Here is a 14,494-nt window from a genome sequence, read left to right as displayed (position 1 = left end):
CCGCTCACCGGGGAAAGTCCTTCGCTAGCATCCGAGAGGACATCGAAGCAGTCAGATTGGCCGTGTGTCGAAGTTCACCCGCGATCTGGGCTCCTCGATCACGCAGCGCCGCGAGACTCCCATTCAGGGCCTGTACCTCAGGAAGGAAGAGCTCGAGCCTCAATGCGGTGCCTTCAAAGCCTGTATCGAAGGTGCTCGTGCCCTCGCCGCTCAAGGTCAACCCGCGGTTGCCACTGCAGATCGTAAAGCTTCCGCCCCTGGCACAAAGCTGACTGGTCATGAATAGACCATATCCGGAGTTCGCCCACTCATCACGGCGCTGACGTGGCCCGCCTTTGAAGGCGATGCCTGAAACCCCAGGAAGCAGTGCGACGCGCAGGGCATCCTCGTCCTCTCTGACACTGACATGCGGGTTACGAGCAAGGGAGCGTCGGATGCCGATCCCTTGATCCAGGATGCATAATTCAACCGCCCGCTTCGCCGGCCAATACTGAGCCGCATACCAGATGGAACCTGCTTGGCTGTGCTCAAGTACGTTCCGAAAGATTTCCCGCAGCGAATAGCTCAAGGTATCTCTGACTTCGCAGCCCGCATCTCTTGCGAGGACCCCAGCCAAAGGTTCGCATCGACACTCGATGATCTGTCGTGGATCTTCGAATCTTTCACGAGCTTCCCGCTTGATGTCTTCAATCGTGAGCTCAGTGATCGGCAGGTACTGGGTATTGCCGGGTGCCTCGCCGGGCTCATTACCGAAGTTCAGTCCGAAACTCTGAAAGAATCCCATGTGCGCCGCATAGCCGTGTCGCTCATGGTTGATCGCACGGCACCGACCTGGCCTCCTCTGGTCACGAAACACGCGCAACTGCCGAGCAAAAAACAACATCCCAAAGGGCTCGATCCATTCAAGGCGCGAGAAATCGATCACGTACCACTGGGCCGGCGGCAGTTTGGATAACTCCGCAATCGCACGAATCGCCCCCGGCATATCCAAGCGAACCGGTTGGAACGTGATCTCCTGCTCCATCAGAACTCTCCGTCCAGGGGAAGTTGCGCCAGAGTCTCACCGGTCTCGATATTGTAGAACCCCATCTTGCTCTCACCATCGAGCGGCGCGACATGATGGACTGGAACGGACATGGTCGCCTTCCCATGGCGCCACGTTTCCCTTTCTGCACGCCGCTTCTCGAACAGATGCTTGCCTCGGTAGGCTAAGCATTGCAGCTGCGGGCTGTAGAACACCCCTTCTACTTCAAACTCCTCATTGTCCTTGTGCACGTTGATCCCAACGGATCCCGGCATGATGATCGGTACAAATTGTTCTGCTGCGGGGATCGCCGAGCGAGTGAGATGGCTTTTTTGCGGCTCCGCTTCGGCGCAGATCTTCATCGCTTTCAAGGCCGCAATGGTGGCGCTATTGAGCTCCAAGCTTGCATCATTCGATGCGATGTCCCAGGCACGCGTGAACACATCGCGCAACACCTCGGTCTTCATGAGGTGACTCGTCAGACGCAAACTGCCATAGGTCTGGTCGTAGACGCTCACGAATCGCTCTCCCTCTCGAACGCCGTCACGCGTTGCACGGTGTTTATCAGCCCCCCCACTGATGTCCTGCCGATCGAAGGGCATGGTCATCAGAAAGGCCTCAAAGAGCACGGCCGCGATGGCGGCCGGTTTAACGCCTTCCCGGCTGAGCGCTGGATGCGTGAAGACCACGCCCGAGGTAAATGTATAGCGCGCAAACTTGGCTGAATCATGATAAAGCCCCAAGGCGGGATCCAGCGGATACTTGTATTCCTTCTCCGTGTTGCCGCGTCTCTCCTTGAATCCCGTGATCGCTTCGCCAATCTGCAAAGAACACTCCATCACACGCAACTCACCAAACTCATGTACGTCAAACAGGTTGTCGCCAACCAGATTGGGAAGAATCAGCGTCGGTAAGAACCTCGGCGTCGTGAAATAGCGCCTCTCCCCGCGAACCTCCACAATGCGCTGCTGTTTCTTGATGCGCACGACACGATACGGACGAGTCTGGTAGTAGTAGACCGCGCCCGGATAGGCTTCGCGCATGAGCTGAGCATACGAGAGCGAACCGAGTTGTCGGACTTCGGGGCCGTGCCGATATTCAACCCTAAACTGCAGCTCGAGATCCCGCAGGGGAAACGTGTGGTTCGGGTCATCCCCCGCTTGGGATTTTATGGCCTGCAGCTCTGGCTCGATCTCCCCCACACGCTCGGCTTCACAGAGCTTCTGGAAGTCGACCGGCAACGCGAGCGGCGAAGTAAACTTGTCTGCGGTGATGCCCGCGCTATTGCAAATCGACTGATCCTCGCCACCCTGTCTCGCCAGGCACATCGCATGGATGTACTGGATACGGCGGTTATGAAGGGCGGTTATGAAGATAGAGAGCGCTTTGGGCGAGCGGTAGGTCTCCGATTCTCTCCGGCGCACGGAACACACTCTCAGAAATCACTGACCCGTTATTGACGATGATGATCAAGCCCGGCTTGCGACGCCCCACACGACCAATGCGCTGGTGCAAGCTGGTCGCGGAACTTGGAATGCCATACAGCACACCGAGCGACAGATAGGGAAGATCGATGCCCATCTCCAAGGCGCTGGTACTCACCACCCCCTTGAGCGCCCCGGCCGCAAGGCGCCCTTGGATGCGCTCGCGATCCTCTTCCTCGTAGCCCGAACGGTACGGATAGATTTGCATGTCTCGGAGCCGCTCGAAGACGGGCGCATCAGCGTCCTCACTCTCCTCGTTCACTCTGCGCTCAACGATGGCGGCGAGATACTCGGTTTGCTTGCGACTGTCGACGAACGTGATGGATTGATGACTCGTGTTCGCAGCCGCATAGATCAGCAGATCCGAGACGGCCGTCAAGAGGTCTTTGCTTTTGGGTGGCGACACGAGCAGCGTACGTCGTTCGGCGCGGGGCGAGGTGTCAAGCTCTGGACCAATGGTCTCGAACGATTCTCCCGTTAACTTGAGCAGGTGCGCCGTCGGATCCTTCATCGTGGCGGAGGATGCGATGAAGCGACATTGACCACCCAGCTTTCGCACAGCGTGCAAAAGGCGCCTGAAGAGAAAGGCTGCGTTACTGCCAAAAACCCCCGAGTAGGTGTGCGCCTCGTCCGTTACGACCAAGGTCAGGTTCTTCAAGAAATTCACCACAACCGGCGCGTCGATCACGGAGAAGAGCCAGGCGTGAATGATATCGGGGGTCATGACCAACACCCGGCTCTCCTTGAGAATGCGTTGGCGCTCACTCATCGCAATTCCGCCATCGATCCGACCCACCTTCGCATCGATCCCAGCTTGTTTGAGAGCCGTCTGCCACCGCATCGTCTGCTCGGCCGCAAGGGCCTTGAGCGGATAAATAGCGAGCACGCGCGCGCCCGGTTTGGCGAGTTCCTCCAGCGCGCAGATATTGAAAATGAGGGTTTTTCCCGAGGCGGTCGCCGTGGTCACCGCTAGATGGGCACCCCCAAGATACCGCAATATTCCTTCGCGCTGATGCTGATAGATCCCGTCGCGAAACTGACTCAGGGTGCTTCTTGAGGCCGCAGACAGCGGCAAATCGTGGTAATCGAACCAGCCCGGTGCCCGTGCGGGAGTATCCTCTCGGAATGTCAGAGCCCATCCCATCTCACGCAAGTATGACTCTATTCCTGAATCATCCATCTCAAAGAACCCCACTTTTATCTAGGCCGCATAGCCCGCGACCGCTGTGTATTCTTCGCTCCCGGTCTCAGCACCCAGAGCACCGGGCCCCGCGTGCAGGAACCTGCGCTAACTGCTCACGACGATACGAAGGTCGGTTCTCCCACATCACTTGCAGCCTGATGACCAGCCCACCGTAATCCGATCGCTGGATAGCTGCTGTGATCTTGTTCACTGTGATTGTGACGTTTTTGTGGAGCGATATCACAAGAAGAACAGTTCTCCGATCCTCCTCCTTTGTGCAATTGCGGCACCCGACTGGGAGTTGATCCACTATCCAGCTTCGGAGCTCGTAGCGCGGGCTCAGCCGGTAAGCTTGCCGGCGCGCGCCGTAGCCCCGGTGACAAACATCGACACGTCCCGCGGGAGCATGCGCCGCGGCCGTTCCAACAAGCAATCGTGGACTCCGCTCTGGGCGACGACCGCAACGGTGACTAAAAGCCAGCTTGCTGTCGGCGGCAGATCGGGCGATTCAAGTTCCCTATTCAACGCCGATGCCGAATGCATGCTTTAGACAGCCCCTCCCTTGAAAGCGACCACTGACACCATCAGATCGACTTCCACGGCCGGCTGAGGTTTGGTTTGACTGCATTTCGCAAAATCGAAGCCGGCTCTGCGGGGGTCATTGCAGTATGCGAAAAAAATCCGCGATCACGATGATCTGTTACCTCTGCGGCAAATCGATCGAGGGCGCCCGAAGCAGGGATCACGCTGTCCCCGCATCGCTCATCCAACGGTCGCAACCGAAAGTTAAGGGGTATGACTACGCAGGCGCGCTTCCCACTCACCCGGAATGCAACAATCGATTTGGCCCAGAAACGTATGCAGTACGAGCCATCGAGTTTCTCGCCGCTCTTGGCCAGCCTGACTTCCTACTTGAACGACAACATGTGGCGGCCCCCGACATCAAGATCATGGCGATCAATGCGGGACTTCTCCCGAATTTCACAGAAGCGGATTTACGCTTCTTCAAAATGATCGATGTACGCGATGTAGATCAAGGCGCGTGGTCTTCACCGGAGTTCTTCCGAGACAAAGAACGAACCAATCCGATACGACAGGCGGTCTTCGTCTCTCTTTCTGTCCTCGCAAAGAGCGCCGCCGCCCTACTCTGTAAGCGGCATGGCGTTGCGCCGTCCTCCTACTGGCGAATTCATGCCTTTGCCTACACAGGTGCACCCCCCTCCCTGAGTTTCGATGATGCCTTCGGCCCCACAAAACCATTTGATGATGATTTGCAGCCATGGATTCACGAGATGGGAGGCGGGAATTACTTCATTGCTTATAAAGCTCGCGGCACGCTGATCTTCTTTTTATTTGCACTCATCGACAACCAGGCGGTACCCGGCGTTCGTGCACTCCTCCGCGATGCGGATCACCTGTTCTTTCAGGGCAGCGCAATCAATGACCTGCTAACCACCGGCTGGAAGACGCTTTCGTAGCATCGCTCGGCTAGATACTTCAATGAGACTCGCCAAGGACGACTTTTGGACAAGGGACACGCGTCCCCTTCAAAAGTCTTCTCCCCAAAGCAGGCAATGAACCAACCTCCGGACATGGCAGGGCTCCTCGCAGTGCTATGACTTCGACGAAGCGCTCGCCCGTGGACTCGCGAAAAGCCGCCTCGGCACTTCGAGCGAGTGGCTCTTTACGAGCCCCTGAGGGAGGACTCCGCGAGCCGCCATGTATCCCTACCGTCGCGCCGACCGTACAATCTGGTTTCCGAGGCGCCGATGGTTTGGGCGTCATCGTGCGCACACGAACGCCGTCTCGGCATGCACAAGGCGAGAGGCGAACGCCCTTCGATGAAGGTATAGATGATTGATTGCCAAGGACAATGTCTAAAGTCGCCGAGCTCAACGCGCAGCCGCAACCGGCTCAACAGCCTACCCCAGTCATGCAGCAGTACCTGCGCCTCAAAGCGCAGCATCCGAACGAGTTGCTGTTCTATCGCAAGGGCGAGTTCTACGAGCTGTTCTTTGAAGATGCGAAACGGGCCGCGCGCCTGTTGGATCTGAACTTAACCGCGCGCGGACAGTTCGGCGGACAGCCGATACCGCTGGCCGGCGTGCCGTATCACAGCGCGGAGTCCTACCTCGCCCGATTGGTCCGACAAGGCGAATCGGTCGCCCTTTGTGAACCGATCAGCGATCCGGCGGGATCCAAAGGCCCGGGTGAACACGCGGTGGTGCGGGTGGTCACTCCGGGCACGCTGACGGATGATGCGTTTCTCGATGCGCGCAAGGACAATCTGCTCGCATCGGTGTACCGCGAAGGCGCGCGCTTCGGGCTTGCATGGCTAGAGTTGTCGAGCGGTCGCTTCAGTGTGATGGAAGCTGCCGGCGAGGAAGGCCTGGCCGCTGAGATCGAGCGCTTGCGGCCGGCGGAGCTGCTCGTGCCGGAAGCTTCCGCGCGCATCCGCATTCCTGCGCAGGTGCGGGAACGTCCGCAGTGGCACTACGATTTGGAAACCTGTACTCGGCTGCTCTGCGAGCAATTCGCGACGCGCGATCTCTCCGGCTTCGGTTGCGCCGATGACTCGCTCGCCATTCGTGCAGCGGGCACGTTGCTTCACTATGTTCGCGAGACGCAGAAGGCGGCGTTGCCTCACTTGCGAGGTCTTCGTACCGAAGTGCGCAGTGAAGCCGTGCTGCTGGACGCCGCGACTCGACGGAATCTTGAGCTCGATGTGAGCTTATCCGATCGCCCCGACTGCACGGTCGCCGCGGTTCTCGATCAAACAGCGACGGCAATGGGTGCTCGCGAATTGCGCCGCTGGCTGCATCGACCGCTGCGTGATCGTGGCACGGTCGAGTTGCGACTCCAGGCGATCTCGATACTCATTGATCGCGCGCTGTACACGCCGCTGCATGATCTGCTCAACCACGTGGGTGATATCGAACGCTGCCTTGCTCGGGTGGCGTTGAAAAGTGCGCGGCCTCGTGACCTTGCTCAGCTGCGTAACGCGTTCGGACGCTTGCCCGAGTTGCAGCAACTGCTGGCGAACATCGACGCGCCGCTGCTACGTGAACTTGCCTCTCAAGCCGGCACGCATCCAGATCTCCACAACATGCTCACGCGCGCCATCGTGGAATCGCCGCCACCCCTTCTACGCGAAGGTGGCGTGATAGCGTCGGGGTATGACGCTGAGCTCGATGAGCTTAAACTCATCAGCGAGCACAGCGATCGCTATCTGGTCGATCTAGAAACCCGTGAACGTGAGCGTAGCGGTATCGCGAACCTGCGCGTCGGCTACAACCGTGTGTCGGGCTACTATATCGAAATCAGTCGCAGCGCCGCTGACAACGTACCGGCCGACTATCACCGTCGTCAGACCGTGAAGAATGCCGAGCGCTACATCACACCGGAGCTCAAAGCGTTCGAGGACAAAGTGCTTGGCGCGCGCGAGCGGACACTCGCCCGTGAAAAACAGCTTTATGATGAATTACTAGATCGGTTGATTACGAACCTCGCCGATCTGCAAGGCAGCGCAGCCGCGCTCGCCGGGCTCGACGTGCTTGCAAATCTGGCGGAGCGCGCGGTGAGCTTGCGTTACGCAAAGCCTGAACTATCCGATGATCCGATCATTCAGATCACCGAGGGCCGTCATCCGGTGGTCGAGCGCTTCATCGATCAGCCGTTCGTGCCCAACGATCTGCGGCTCAATGACCAACGACGCATGCTGGTGATTACCGGCCCGAACATGGGCGGAAAGTCGACGTTCATGCGCCAGACCGCGCTGATCGTGATTCTCGCTCGCATCGGCAGCTACGTGCCCGCCGCAGCCGCGCGCATCGGCCCCATCGATCGGGTGTTCACCCGCATCGGCGCCTCCGACGATCTCGCCGGCGGCCGCTCGACCTTCATGGTCGAGATGACCGAGGCGGCAAACATTTTGAACAATGCAACCCACAATAGCTTGGTGCTGATGGATGAAATCGGTCGCGGCACGAGCACGTACGACGGCTTGTCGCTCGCGTGGTCCGTCGCGCATCACCTCGCTCGTAGCGTCGGCGCCTTCACGCTCTTCGCCACGCATTACTTCGAGCTCACAGCGCTCGCTGATGAGCTCGAGCACTGCGCGAACGTGCACCTCGATGCGACCGAGCACGGCAAGAAGCTGATCTTCCTGCACGCCGTGAAGGATGGCCCAGCCAATCAAAGCTATGGCTTGCAGGTCGCGGCGCTCGCCGGTGTACCCCCCCACGTCATCAACGCAGCACGCCACTATTTACACGAACTGGAACGCCGCTCGGCAGCTGCACAAGATAGGTATCCGCAGGGAGATCTGTTGCTGCAGCTTCCCCACGTTGCAACAGAGAACCATCAAGCCGTCACCGCGCTTCGTAACCTCGATCCAGATTCGATGACGCCGCGCGAGGCGCTAGAGACGCTTTACCGATTGAAGAAGCTCATCACCGAGTAACACACCCTACGCGGCCAGAACGGCGCGCACGCATCGGCGTGGCACCGCCCATCGCGGCGAGCGCTCCCGCCTGCGTGAGCCCGTTCTGCATCACAAGCGCATGCTCGTGCGCGGCGATTGATCTCGATCAGGCCCAACGATGGATGAGCCCATCGTTTCCGCGCTTCGCGATCACGCTCATCGCACAGTGCTCCTGACATTCATACGAATGGCAGACTCAACCGTTCGGCTCACCGCCATAGCGAGGATCGCTCTACGGATGCGAGGGATGCGCACGAGAGCCGCCCACGCCTTGGATCCTTGCCGCGGCATGCACCCGGTCGCGCGAACCCGTTGTGACGGCTTGAGGTTTGAGCCCGCAAGAAGCCGAGCACGCGAGGCCGCGCCGAACGACGAAGTACAAGTCGTACGCAGCAGGCCGCACGGCCCGTTTGCGGTCCTGACCGCTGCGCCCTGCTCGCGCGCTTGTTGGCGCTAGATATCCTCGAAGAAATCGTCGTCGATTTTCTTTAGGTGCAGCGTCTCTTCGGTTCGACAGCCAACGCCGTACTGAATCATCAGATTGGACAGCTGTTCTCCATCGATCAGGACGATCCTCACACTCAAGCCGCTCGCGGTCTGCATCGCGCTCGGACTGAACGAGGAGGTCGTAAAGAAAATGCCCTTGTGCGCTTTCTTGAGATTCAACGCGCCGAAGAAGTCGCGAATGTCGCCCGCCGAGATACTGTTGCGCCGTCCGTATCGCTTCGCCTGGACATAAATCCGATCCACGCCCAAGGCATCTTGATTGACGACGCCGTCAACGCCATCGTCTCCCGTACGGCCGAGCACCTGGGTCGCGCTTGGTGAGACCCCGCCATAGCCCATCGCGGAAAGCAAGGCGATGATCACGTGCTCGAAGAACTCGGAGGATGCATTTCGCACCCGCTCAAGAAGTTCGGCCCCCAGTGCGGAATTGATTTGGGCGTGCGCGAGGCGAAGTGTTTCATCAGGCGTTGCGGCGCTCGCCGCAATCGGCTCGGGCGCAAGCGCCAAGTCATCCTGATCCGCACGCCTGCGCTCGAGGAAGGCTCGGAAAGCCTCGAAGCCCTTCAGGAAGGTCACGTCGATACGATCGATCCGTTGAGAAAGGACCTTCTGGCCCGCCTCCGTCGCGACCAAGAAGCCACGTCGCGGATAGCTCAGCAGACCGGCTTGCTTCAGGTATGTCTTGGCCCAGTGCACGCGGTTATCAAACATCCGATGCCTGCCGCTGGGCAGCAGCTGCTCGCGCTCCTCGGCCGTCAAGCCAATTTCGTCCGCGAGACCTTGGATGACCTCCTTGGCCTGGATCGGTCGATCCTTGGCAAATCTCAAGACGGGTAGCATCAGGGCTTGGTAGTCCGGAATCATCGCTTCTTCTGCTTCCTCACGCGCGACACGCGACGCATCTGTCTATCTCTTCGCGCAACAGACAACGCCGCACCTTCAAATGCCCCTCTCCGAGCCGTCGTTCCGAAGGGCTCCTCGGTAGCTTAGATGGCAGCGAGGACAATTCGATGGACCGGGTGCGACCGCCGTCCATCAGGCGGTGGACTGCTAATTAGCGCCCATACTTCTCCAATGACTGCGCGACATGAGCCGGATGCATCCCGTATTTTTCATAAAGCGGCGCCAGATTCGAGTCCGCCTTGATCCACGTCTGTGACCACGTGCATTGGATCTTCTCCAAAGCGTGACATTGGTGCTCATCCAGAACAAAGGTCGCCACCCGATCTTCTGGAGTCGGCCTTAAGACATTCCCGCCGAAGTCCAGAAACTCACTCCCTTCGACCCCGCCAGCCGGGGTCAGATGCCACTCGAATGACTCATGACTTGCAGACATGCGCCCTTCCCCTTCCGCCTGAGCGGATCATCACAGCCAAGATACAACAATGTTTGCGAAGCCCACAACCGAGAACCGGATGCCGTAAGAGATATCGACAGCGAAAAAAGGAAGAAACATCAGCCGCTTATTGCGACACCCTGCTGCAGATGCAGGCGCGTTTCACAATCGCTGACCAAAGAGCTTCGAGACGACGGAGGCGCCGAGTGGCAGGCTCGGGGCTTCACTTGCTGCCCCTACATGCGCAAGCGATCGAGGACGCCCAGTTGCTCGCTCACGCAAACCGAGCGGTGTCCCTCGTCGACTGTGCCGCTCTCATCCTCGCCGAGCAACACGGCTGGACGCTGCTCTCCGGCGACCGAGCATTGAGGCAACTGGCCCAGCATCGCGGTATCGACTGGCATGAATTTCTGTGGGTCTCCGATCAACTCGAGAATGCAAACCTCGATCGGGAACGATTGGCAGAAGCGATCAAGACGTTGCTGACTCATCCCAGTTGCCGACTACCGCGCGACGAATGCACACTGCAGCGGCCAACTCGGGGCTTATCGGAAAGGTTCGAATCTGGTATGCCGGACTGCTTCACGCTGCGAAACCTAAGTCTGCGCCATCGCCGTAGCGTTCATACGTCGCAGATGAGGCCCATTCACCGCTACGCTCTACTCAGGCAACGCGCGGCACCGCCTACCCGGGATCCAATCACACGCAGCGGATCTTTTCCGAAGATGCCCAGCGGCAGCTCAGACCGGCGTTCAACGCCATTCGAACCGGACGACTTCAGTGCTCGCACAGTGACATTCATGAGCTCATCGTCGAAGTGCTCCACGCAGTGATGACAGATCACGCGCAGCATCCGGAATGAGACAGGAAAGAGGTCATCATGCACCTTGCGCGTTTGCGCAGTACACACCTGCATTTTAGATCTGCGTGGCCATGGTGGCCACAGACAACGCAGGAGAAGTATCCCCCGCCCACTGCCCTGCGGGAAGACTACCTCCTGGTCTTTATCGCGCATCCGGGGCGCGATCCTCGCGTTACTCGTGGGCAGCGGCGGGCTGGGCACCGCGGGCCACATTACGGAGCGCAGCCACCCCGGCTATCCTTTCGACGATCGAATCGGGCTTCGAGCACTTTACTGTGCCTAGGGAGGATTTGAGTATGCCCAGCGCTTCGAAAAACCTCGCGCGCGTGAAGGAGGTCTTGGAGCCTTCATTCACGGAACTCGCCTCGCTCTTTGAACTGTCGCCGCAAACGCTTCAGGAGTGGCAAGCTGGACGGCGGATCGCGCCAGAGAACGAGCGAGCGCTCGAGCAATTGGCCCGGGCAGCCGACATACTGGATGCGGCGGGCCTTGCGCAGAACGCCAGGGTGCTACGTCGCCCACTCTTCGAAGGAAAGAACTTCTTCGAGCTTGTTCGGGGCGGCTCCCAGCCCGACACGATCGCGCACATGCTGGTGGCGATGATTCAGGATGAAGTGGCGCAGCGCAGGCGTCTGGAGGACCGATTGTCCAGCAGAACACCCAAGCTTGTTTATGTCGACGAGCTTGGCTCGCCGCATCTCAATGAGCGTCTGTGAGGCGCAACGTCCACAGCCATCGCCACGTGGGGCCGCGACACGCCATAGCGCCAAGGTGCAATTTTGACGGCCGAGGCTACCGTCGCCTTCGGCTCACCTCGAACGCGCCCTAGAGAACATTGCCGTCATTGTTCTCTCGGATGACCGCGATCTGGCTCAAACCCGTGCCCTCGGATCTAACCTGGAAGCCATGGTGGGGAGGTTGATGGAAACGCACGAGGGCAATTACATGAATTGCAAGAACCTGCGGTGCCTGCATCTGACTCAAATCGAGGGCAAGCGCACGGGGCTTGTAGAGCTCGAGCCGGGCAATCGCGTGCCCCTCAAGAACGGGGCGAGAACGAAACAGCGCAAGTGATACACGCGCGCTCCGTAGCTTCGATGTGGCCGCAGCGATCAGGCTCGCAGACGGTCGGTACACCGGCGTTTTCTGGTCTCGGAGTTTGTTTCGGCTTCAATGCGACCGCAGCTTTGCCGCCGGAAGCGGCGGGAAACTGTCGGCAGCTTGGATCAAGGCTTCCCGGGCGTAAGCGGCGGCGGCGTGAGCACCGTGATGCCTTGATGGGAAGATGTATTCTGATCCTTCAGCTTGCCAGTGACCGCTTCGAAATACGTAGTCACGGTCGACATGAGCTTGTGAACCGCTTCGCTTCCCCCACCGATCATGCCTGCCGTGAACAGCAGATCGAGCGCCTTGAAAAGCCAGAGCGCAGGAACGCTCATCGGCGCCGTCACAAACGTCTCCAGCGTTCGCAGCCCCACGGCTGCAATCAAGAGACCACCCACGACACCCGCGCGCAGCGCAATCGCGCGGGTCTGGTTCTGATAGGCCTGCAGGGCGTCCATGCTCGATACCATGACGTGTTCAATTGCGAGATTGCCGGGCCGAGCGCGCAGCGCAAGCTTGGCATTCTGCGCCTCCGAGAAGAGCTTCTGTTTCACCTCGCCGCGCCAGGCGCTGATCAGCACCTCCAGCGTTCGCTCGAGGACCAGCGCGAGAATTGCGTATGCGCCAAGTAGTCTCAGCACGTCTGCACCGGTAAAGTCCTTCAACGCGATGGCCGGACTCACCGCGCCGACCCACGCGCCGGCACCGGCGATCACCAGTAGCAGCACGAGCCCTATACGGCGGGTTTGGCCTGCAGCACTCATGACACGCGCTCCTCAGATGGCATGCTGAGCCCGATCCAGCGCCCTGATGGATTCTGCGGCCGAGAGCTTATCGGGCGTGAGCAGTGCGGGCAGGTCAAACTGCTTACCCTCCAATCGTGCGCGACAGCGCTCAGCCAGTGCCACCGTCTTGCGCTGTGTGGCGGGATCAAGCCCGCCTACCTTCTGTGCAGACAGTGACTCGAGCATGTGCGTGGCTCGCTCGAGCATCGGCTGCGTACGCTCGAACTTGCCGTGCGCATACCGAACATACTCTCGGCTATCATCGATCGCGATCGCCCGCACCAGGTGCGCTACGGTCGGATCACTCAAGTCGCTGTCGCGCCGATCGACGATCTCCTGAAGCTTCTCGCGCGTGGCATTGAGTGCCGCTGAACCGCCCAGAGCCAGGTACAAGCCAACGTCCGGCGTGAAGAAATCCATCACGCCGACGTGGCAGTGGGCGCATGCATACTTCGGTCGCACGTGGCGGATGACCTGGATCTTCGCCGGGATGATGTCCAGCTGCTCGGAGGTCTCCGCGCCGATCTCCTGGAGGGCCGAGCCACAACCACAGATACGCTCGATCGCCGGCAACTCGTGCCGCACCTCGATGCGTGGCAGATGGGCGGGCAGCGCCTTGCGGCCGGGAGACTTTGCGGGAGCTTTATCGTCGCGCAACGGCGTGGCGATCAACGTCGCTTCCACGCCGGCGGCTTCCAGGATCTCGACCGCGGCTTCGGCTTCGTTGAACAACCCGCGCTGGCCGGGCGCTTCGCCGAGCTTCTCGCGACTCGCGCCGTACTTCTCGACACGCATCAGGCGAAGCGCTTCTTCCAACACTCGGATGCGTCGTTCACGCTCCGACAGCAATGCCTGGAGCTGCGCGATCTGCGCTTGGGCGTCGGTGCTCGAGGAGGGCTCCAGCATGCGTTGGAGTATCGCATGCCGGAGCGTTCAAAGAAACAAATGAGAAGGAAGAATCGACCCGAGAAAACAAACAATCGATGCTCGCTCAACCGCTAACCCACGCGGCGGATCTCGAGCTCACGGTGTCCGTGACTGAACAGATCGAATCCATCCAGCAGCGCGTTCAAGGTGCGCCCGTTCATCAACACCGTCTCGCCAGGCGCCGAGCGCGGCCAGACGAACTGCTGTTGCTCCAGCCGCTTGCTCCACAGGCAGAGGCCATTGCGCTCCCAGTACAAGATCCGCACGCGATCACGTCGCCGCGTCGTAAAGACATACAAGGCCGGCTCGAACACGTTGTGACCCAGGCTTTGCTCGACCAGCAGGGCCAGGCTCGCCGCCTGCTTGCGTCCATCCACCGGCGCCACGCACAGATACACCGTGATCTCTGAACCCGGGCGCATCATGGCTGCCGCTCCATGGCCGCGATCAGTTGCAACAGCGGCTCCACCTGACGCAACTCGATCTCGGCGCGACGCCCATTGCCTAACTGCAATCGAACGATATACGGCGCCATGGGCGCCTCCGACACCGCTACGCGGGCAAACTGCAAGGGCATCGCTTCAAGGCGAGACGCGGCGCGCTTCACCTTTGGCGTTCGCGCTGGCTCCCAGCGGCCTTCTTGGATCAGGACACCGCGCCAGTGATACAGCGCCCACAACGCCACCCCATGTTCCTTCGCGTAGGCCGCCAATGATCCGCCGGACGCCTTCCATCGGCGCAGGTGCTCGAGCCACTCGTTGATCCGCTGCGCACGTGCTTCTTGCTTCGACATGTCGCT

General features: G+C 59.8%; 14 protein-coding genes. 4 read left to right on the top strand and 10 right to left on the bottom strand.

All coding sequences use genetic code 11. From position 1 onward, the window contains the following. Nucleotides 1-4 precede the first annotated feature (4 nt). From JM946_RS17380 to JM946_RS17370, 3 genes are read right to left on the bottom strand one after another with little or no spacing between them, the layout of a single operon-like run. The gene (locus JM946_RS17380; RefSeq protein ID WP_203168597.1) at nt 5-1,024 is read right to left on the bottom strand and encodes a hypothetical protein; all 1,020 of its coding nucleotides are present in this window, start codon (nt 1,022-1,024) and stop codon (nt 5-7) included. After that, nucleotides 1,024-2,448: a hypothetical protein gene (locus tag JM946_RS17375; RefSeq protein ID WP_203168596.1), complete on the bottom strand. Its 1,425-nt coding sequence runs from the start codon at nt 2,446-2,448 to the stop codon at nt 1,024-1,026. The genes JM946_RS17380 and JM946_RS17375 overlap by 1 nt, the downstream gene beginning before the upstream one ends. Beyond that, nucleotides 2,378-3,652: a DEAD/DEAH box helicase gene (locus JM946_RS17370; RefSeq protein WP_230979808.1), complete on the bottom strand. Its 1,275-nt coding sequence runs from the start codon at nt 3,650-3,652 to the stop codon at nt 2,378-2,380. Before JM946_RS17370 ends, JM946_RS17375 begins: the two co-directional genes overlap by 71 nt. Nucleotides 3,653-4,359: 707 nt before the next feature. Here JM946_RS17370 and JM946_RS17365 point away from each other — a divergent pair. After that, nucleotides 4,360-5,169 carry a hypothetical protein gene (locus JM946_RS17365; RefSeq protein WP_203168594.1) on the top strand — a complete coding sequence of 270 codons (810 nt, stop codon included), beginning with the start codon at nt 4,360-4,362 and terminating at the stop codon, nt 5,167-5,169. Nucleotides 5,170-5,564: 395 nt separating this feature from the next. Further along, nucleotides 5,565-8,153, top strand: a complete 2,589-nt coding sequence (mutS, locus tag JM946_RS17360; protein ID WP_203168593.1) for a DNA mismatch repair protein MutS — start codon at nt 5,565-5,567, stop codon at nt 8,151-8,153. 474 nt (nt 8,154-8,627) lie between these two features. Here the strand turns inward: mutS and JM946_RS17355 are convergent, their stop codons facing one another. From JM946_RS17355 to JM946_RS17345, 3 genes are all read right to left on the bottom strand, one after another. After that, the gene (locus JM946_RS17355) at nt 8,628-9,545 is read right to left on the bottom strand and encodes a restriction endonuclease (RefSeq protein ID WP_203168592.1); all 918 of its coding nucleotides are present in this window, start codon (nt 9,543-9,545) and stop codon (nt 8,628-8,630) included. Between the two features lie 190 nt (nt 9,546-9,735). Next, a complete protein-coding gene (locus JM946_RS17350; protein WP_203168591.1) occupies nt 9,736-10,017 on the bottom strand; it encodes a hypothetical protein in 282 nt (93 codons plus the stop codon). 236 nt (nt 10,018-10,253) lie between these two features. After that, complete coding sequence (locus JM946_RS17345; protein WP_203168590.1) at nt 10,254-10,508, bottom strand: hypothetical protein; 255 nt, start codon at nt 10,506-10,508, stop codon at nt 10,254-10,256. 667 nt (nt 10,509-11,175) lie between these two features. Between JM946_RS17345 and JM946_RS17340 the strand changes: the two genes are divergently transcribed. Together JM946_RS17340 and JM946_RS30035 are read left to right on the top strand one after the other, a co-directional pair. After that, a complete protein-coding gene (locus JM946_RS17340; RefSeq protein ID WP_203168589.1) occupies nt 11,176-11,595 on the top strand; it encodes a hypothetical protein in 420 nt (139 codons plus the stop codon). Nucleotides 11,596-11,800: 205 nt separating this feature from the next. Next, complete coding sequence (locus JM946_RS30035; protein ID WP_218042927.1) at nt 11,801-11,953, top strand: hypothetical protein; 153 nt, start codon at nt 11,801-11,803, stop codon at nt 11,951-11,953. A 152-nt stretch (nt 11,954-12,105) separates the two neighbouring features. On the opposite strand, the gene JM946_RS17335 is transcribed toward JM946_RS30035, so the two are convergent. The 4 genes from JM946_RS17335 to tnpA all read right to left on the bottom strand — a co-directional run bounded on the left by JM946_RS17335 (nt 12,106) and on the right by tnpA (nt 14,488). Continuing rightward, nucleotides 12,106-12,747 carry a hypothetical protein gene (locus JM946_RS17335; protein ID WP_203168588.1) on the bottom strand — a complete coding sequence of 214 codons (642 nt, stop codon included), beginning with the start codon at nt 12,745-12,747 and terminating at the stop codon, nt 12,106-12,108. A gap of 12 nt (nt 12,748-12,759) precedes the next feature. Continuing rightward, nucleotides 12,760-13,674, bottom strand: coding sequence for an IS66 family transposase zinc-finger binding domain-containing protein (locus JM946_RS31745; protein WP_203168587.1), 915 nt, complete (start codon nt 13,672-13,674; stop codon nt 12,760-12,762). Nucleotides 13,675-13,766: 92 nt separating this feature from the next. Further along, the gene (gene tnpB, locus JM946_RS17325; RefSeq protein ID WP_203168586.1) at nt 13,767-14,120 is read right to left on the bottom strand and encodes an IS66 family insertion sequence element accessory protein TnpB; all 354 of its coding nucleotides are present in this window, start codon (nt 14,118-14,120) and stop codon (nt 13,767-13,769) included. Continuing rightward, the gene (gene tnpA / locus JM946_RS17320) at nt 14,117-14,488 is read right to left on the bottom strand and encodes an IS66 family insertion sequence element accessory protein TnpA (protein WP_203168585.1); all 372 of its coding nucleotides are present in this window, start codon (nt 14,486-14,488) and stop codon (nt 14,117-14,119) included. Before tnpA ends, tnpB begins: the two co-directional genes overlap by 4 nt. Nucleotides 14,489-14,494: the final 6 nt, after the last annotated feature.

This window comes from Steroidobacter gossypii (assembly GCF_016801985.1).
Classification (GTDB): domain Bacteria; phylum Pseudomonadota; class Gammaproteobacteria; order Steroidobacterales; family Steroidobacteraceae; genus Steroidobacter; species Steroidobacter gossypii.
The sequence above is the reverse complement of the archived record's forward strand: the minus strand, read 5'-3'. Positions and strand labels throughout refer to the sequence as shown.